3 protein-coding genes are annotated in these 4,225 nt (G+C 52.0%); 2 read left to right on the top strand and 1 reads right to left on the bottom strand.

From position 1 onward, the window contains the following. Positions 1-123: 123 nt before the first annotated feature. The gene (rd, locus tag B2Y11_RS08660; protein WP_291058059.1) at positions 124-288 is read right to left on the bottom strand and encodes a rubredoxin; all 165 of its coding nucleotides are present in this window, start codon (positions 286-288) and stop codon (positions 124-126) included. Positions 289-773: 485 nt separating this feature from the next. On the opposite strand from rd, the gene B2Y11_RS08655 reads away from it, so the two are divergent. Both B2Y11_RS08655 and B2Y11_RS08650 read left to right on the top strand, forming a co-directional pair. Then, positions 774-1,520 carry a hypothetical protein gene (locus B2Y11_RS08655; RefSeq protein WP_291058058.1) on the top strand — a complete coding sequence of 249 codons (747 nt, stop codon included), beginning with the start codon at positions 774-776 and terminating at the stop codon, positions 1,518-1,520. A 574-nt stretch (positions 1,521-2,094) separates the two neighbouring features. Continuing rightward, entirely contained in the window at positions 2,095-3,702 is a 1,608-nt protein-coding gene (locus tag B2Y11_RS08650; protein WP_291058057.1) for a peptide chain release factor 3, read from the top strand. Positions 3,703-4,225: the final 523 nt, after the last annotated feature.

Raw genomic sequence — 4,225 nt, 5'->3', positions numbered from 1 at the left:
GATAACGATTTAATCAGCGCTTCCTTAACGCCATTTGGAGGCGGCAAAGGATAAAATGACAGTAAAAAAAGAGCTGTGAAGAAATGATTCGTTTCTTCACAGCTCTTTTTTTACTTTACTTAATCAGCCGTCGTATTCTTCAAATTCTTCTTTTCCGGCACCGCACATGGGGCAGATGTAGTCAGCCGGAAGGTCTTCAAACTTGGTGCCCGGTTCAATGCCGTTGTCCGGATCACCCTGTGCTTCATCATAAATCCATCCGCAGACTTTGCAAATGTACTTCTTCATAGTATCCTCCGTTCCCCTGCGCTCCGGCAGGAAACACATATGGCAGAGCCATAAACCTGTATGTATTATATCATAGCTTTTCAGGCGAGGGGAGAGGGCGGACAGAGCGGTATCAGCGGCTTTTATTATAGAGCCTTGCTATATAGGGTGAAATAAAAATTTTGTATAGACTTCAGAATGGAGGGGAGTAAAATAGTATGTAATAGAACATCACATATAATAGACTTTAAGGGAATGCCGGTTCAAGCACTGGCTGCTTTTATTTACGCAATGCAAGGAATGGGAAAGGAAATAGCGAGCTGTTTAAGGAGTCCTGTGACACAGCAGTGCATAAAAATCCTTATAAAAGCAGGCGCTATGAATGAATCAGTGCTTCCTTAAGAAAGGGGGACGGGAGAGAGGATACATCCGAGGGGGGAAGCGCTATGAACGGATCAGTGCTTTCCTGAAGTCTGGTTTCATGTTTTTCATTTAAAGGGGAATTTATGATGAAAAAAGAAGCTCTTATATTAAGTTTATGTCTGTTGATGGCAGCGCCTGGTGGTATGGTCACCATGGCAGATGCGCCTGCGGAACTGGAACCGGCGATTATGGCTTCCGCTGAACCGGTGGAGGCACAGGATCAGAAGAAGGATGCAGATACGGAAGAAGGACAGCCTGATTTCAAAGAAAGGGCCAATGCAGCTCTTCATCCGGAAGCGGCGGAAGAAACTTCTACGGTGCAGGAAGGGGATTTATATATTCCCAAGGATACCCAGATCAGGCTTGAGCTGGTGGATCCCATCAGCTCCAAGAAATCGAAAACAGGAAGCACATTCAAGCTGAAGACCATGGAGGATACCATTATTAATGATGTAGTTGTCATTCCTCAGGGGGAAGAGGTCAAAGGTATCGTGGTGAAGGCCCATGGGAACGGGATGTTCGGCCGCGGCGGCAAGCTGGAATTCAATGTGCCCTATGTAGCAACCATTAATGGCGTCAAGGTGCCGGTGAATGGATATGTGAATGCCCATGGAAGACAGGATGCCGGCGCAGTCGCAGTGGCGGCAGCTGTGACTGTGGTAGGCGGTTTGTTTATGAAAGGGAAGAATTACTACTACAATCCGGGACAGGAATTCATTGTTACGGTAAAAGAAGACACAGACCTGGAGGCCACTCCGGATAATCTGGAAGAAGTGATGGATCCGGCCAACCAGACCCATGGCAATTCTATCAGCGTAGCAGCCAGATAATTGGGTACAGAACAGCCTTTACAGAGGAAATCATTCTCTGGGGCTGTTTTTGTTTGAGCTGAAGGGAGCCGGGCGAAGCTCTGAGAAACACGATGTAAACCGGCTGCTTTGAGAGGTATCATACAGCAGGGAGATTTCTCGGCTCCGTTTCACTGTTGCCAAGGCAAGATGGAGTTTCATGCCGTCATGTCCCATCGCTCGAAATGACGAAGCGGCAGGCGGTAGTGAGTCCTCCTTCCCGCCGACCGGTAGTTACGGGTGATGAGTCACCGGCGCCTTGTACCGGGATTCTTCACTACGTTTGGAATGACCATATCCGGCGGGAAGGAGCCGGCAGATAACGGATAGCTGCCCTGCTGTCCCGCCAGCCTACCAGCCCGCCAGCCCACTAGCCCACTAGCCCACTAGCCCACTAGCCCACTAGTCCACTAGCCCACTAGCCTACTAGCCCACTAGCCCACTAGTCCACTAGTCCACTAGCCCACTAGTCCACTAATTCTAGGGAAATCCCTTTCCACATCCCTGTCCCATGGGGTATAATGATATGACGCTTATTTTATTTTTGAGGTGAAACATGACTGATTTGGAAGAAATAAAGAGACGCCGTACCTTTGCCATCATTTCCCACCCGGATGCCGGCAAGACGACGCTTACAGAAAAACTGCTTCTTTACGGAGGCGCCATCCATCTGGCCGGCTCCGTCAAGGCAAGGAAGACGGCCCGCTATGCGGTATCCGACTGGATGGAAATCGAAAAGCAGCGTGGTATTTCCGTCACCAGCTCCGTGCTCCAGTTCGACTACCAGGGCTGCCGTATCAACATTCTGGATACCCCGGGCCATGCGGATTTCTCGGAAGATACTTACCGTACCCTGATGGCCGTGGACTCCGCCGTCATGGTCATCGACGTGGCCAAAGGGGTGGAAGCCCAGACGAAGAAGCTCTTCAAGGTCTGCTCCGACCGGGGGATTCCTATTTTTACTTTCGTCAACAAAATCGACCACTTCGGCAAGAATCCCTTCGACCTGATGGCTGATATTGAAGACGTGCTGGGCATCCGCTCCTGCCCCATGAACTGGCCCATTGGCGTAAACGGTGATTACACCGGCATTTACGACAGGGAAACGGAAATGTGCCACCTTTTCATCAAGGACAATGCCCATGGCGTGAAGAAACTGGAAGTGATTTCCGGGAAAATGGACGATGAGAAGATTGTCTCTCATCTGACCCCTGAAATCATCCGGTCCCTGCAGGACGACCTGGAACTTCTGGATGAAGCGGGAGATCCTTTTGATGCGGACAAAGTGGCCAGAGGGGAGCTCACCCCCATGTTCTTCGGCTCCGCCATGACCAATTTCGGCGTACAGCCTTTCCTGGAAAAATACCTTGAACTGGCACCGCCGCCGGAACCGAGAAAGACACTGGAAGGTACCATTTCACCGGAGGATCCGAACTTCTCTGCCTTCGTATTCAAGATCCAGGCCAACATGGATCCCAAGCACCATGACCGGGTGGCTTTCATGCGTATCTGCTCCGGCGTCTTTGAAAAAGGGGTCAGTGTGCTTCACCGCCAGAGCGGCAAAATGATCCGCCTCTCCCAGCCCCAGCAGTTCCTGGCCACCGAAAGGCAGACCGTGGAAAAAGCATACCCCGGCGACATTATCGGTGTCTTCGACACCGGCGAACTGGGCGTAGGCGATACGGTATGCGAAAAGAAACATCCCGTCACCTTCATCGACTTCCCCGTGTTCCCGCCGGAACTCTTCGCCCGTCTTTCCCCGGAAAGCAGCATGAAGAGGAAACAGTTCCTGAACGGCGTCACCCAGCTGGCCCAGGAAGGGGCCATCCAGGTGTACAAACAGCCCTATATTATGGAATCCTTCATCATCGGCGCTGTAGGCCAGCTGCAGTTTGAAGTGATGAAATACCGTCTTGAAAACGAATACAACGTTTCCGTGAACCTGGAACCCCTGGGCTTCACCGCTGCCCGCTGGACCGAAGGCGACGTACCGCCGGAAGAGCTGGTAGGCATCGACAACGCCATGGTGGTCTACGACCGCCGCGAACGGCCGGTATACCTCCTGCCCAACGCCTGGCAGGCAGGCTGGCTGGCCCAGAGAAATCCAAAGGTCAAATTCCTCGAAAGCCCGCCGCTTGGTGTGGCCCAGCTGGAAGGAAACTGATAAAAAGCAGCAGAACCAAAGAGGCTCTGCTGCTTTTTTCGTAGAGTGGAAAATGGTAAATGAAAGCAGCGCCTGGAGACGCAGCCGGATGGGGGTCTTTGCACTTCGCCATGCAGCACTTGTGACACAAAAGCAAATCCCGTAACGTCCTTGCGTCCCCTTTAGGGTGGCAAAGGAACTGGATTCGTAGGGGAGCGATAGCGACCTGAGAATCCAGTGACATGCTTTCCCGTGGAAAAGAGGGCCACGAAGTGGCGAAGGGGTGCTGGAGGGTACATGACGAAACTGATACTCTATGCTGGCGTGGCCGCCGAAAGGCGGCTTCTCACCGACTGTATTTACTTGCCAATGGGCTGCTAACGGCTGGTACCGAGATTCTTCACTGCGCTTGGAATGACGAGTGAGGCGGGAAGTATAGCACGTAACGTCCTTGCGTCCCCTTTAGGGGAAGAGGGCCACGAAGTGGCGAAGGGGTGCTGGAAGGTACATGATGAAACTTATACTCTATGCTGGCGTGGCCGCC

The sequence above is a fragment of the Dialister sp. UBA1703 genome (assembly GCA_002320515.1).
In the GTDB taxonomy this organism is placed as follows: Bacteria; Bacillota; Negativicutes; order Veillonellales; family Dialisteraceae; genus Dialister.
This window is presented reverse-complemented; position numbering and strand designations above follow the sequence as displayed.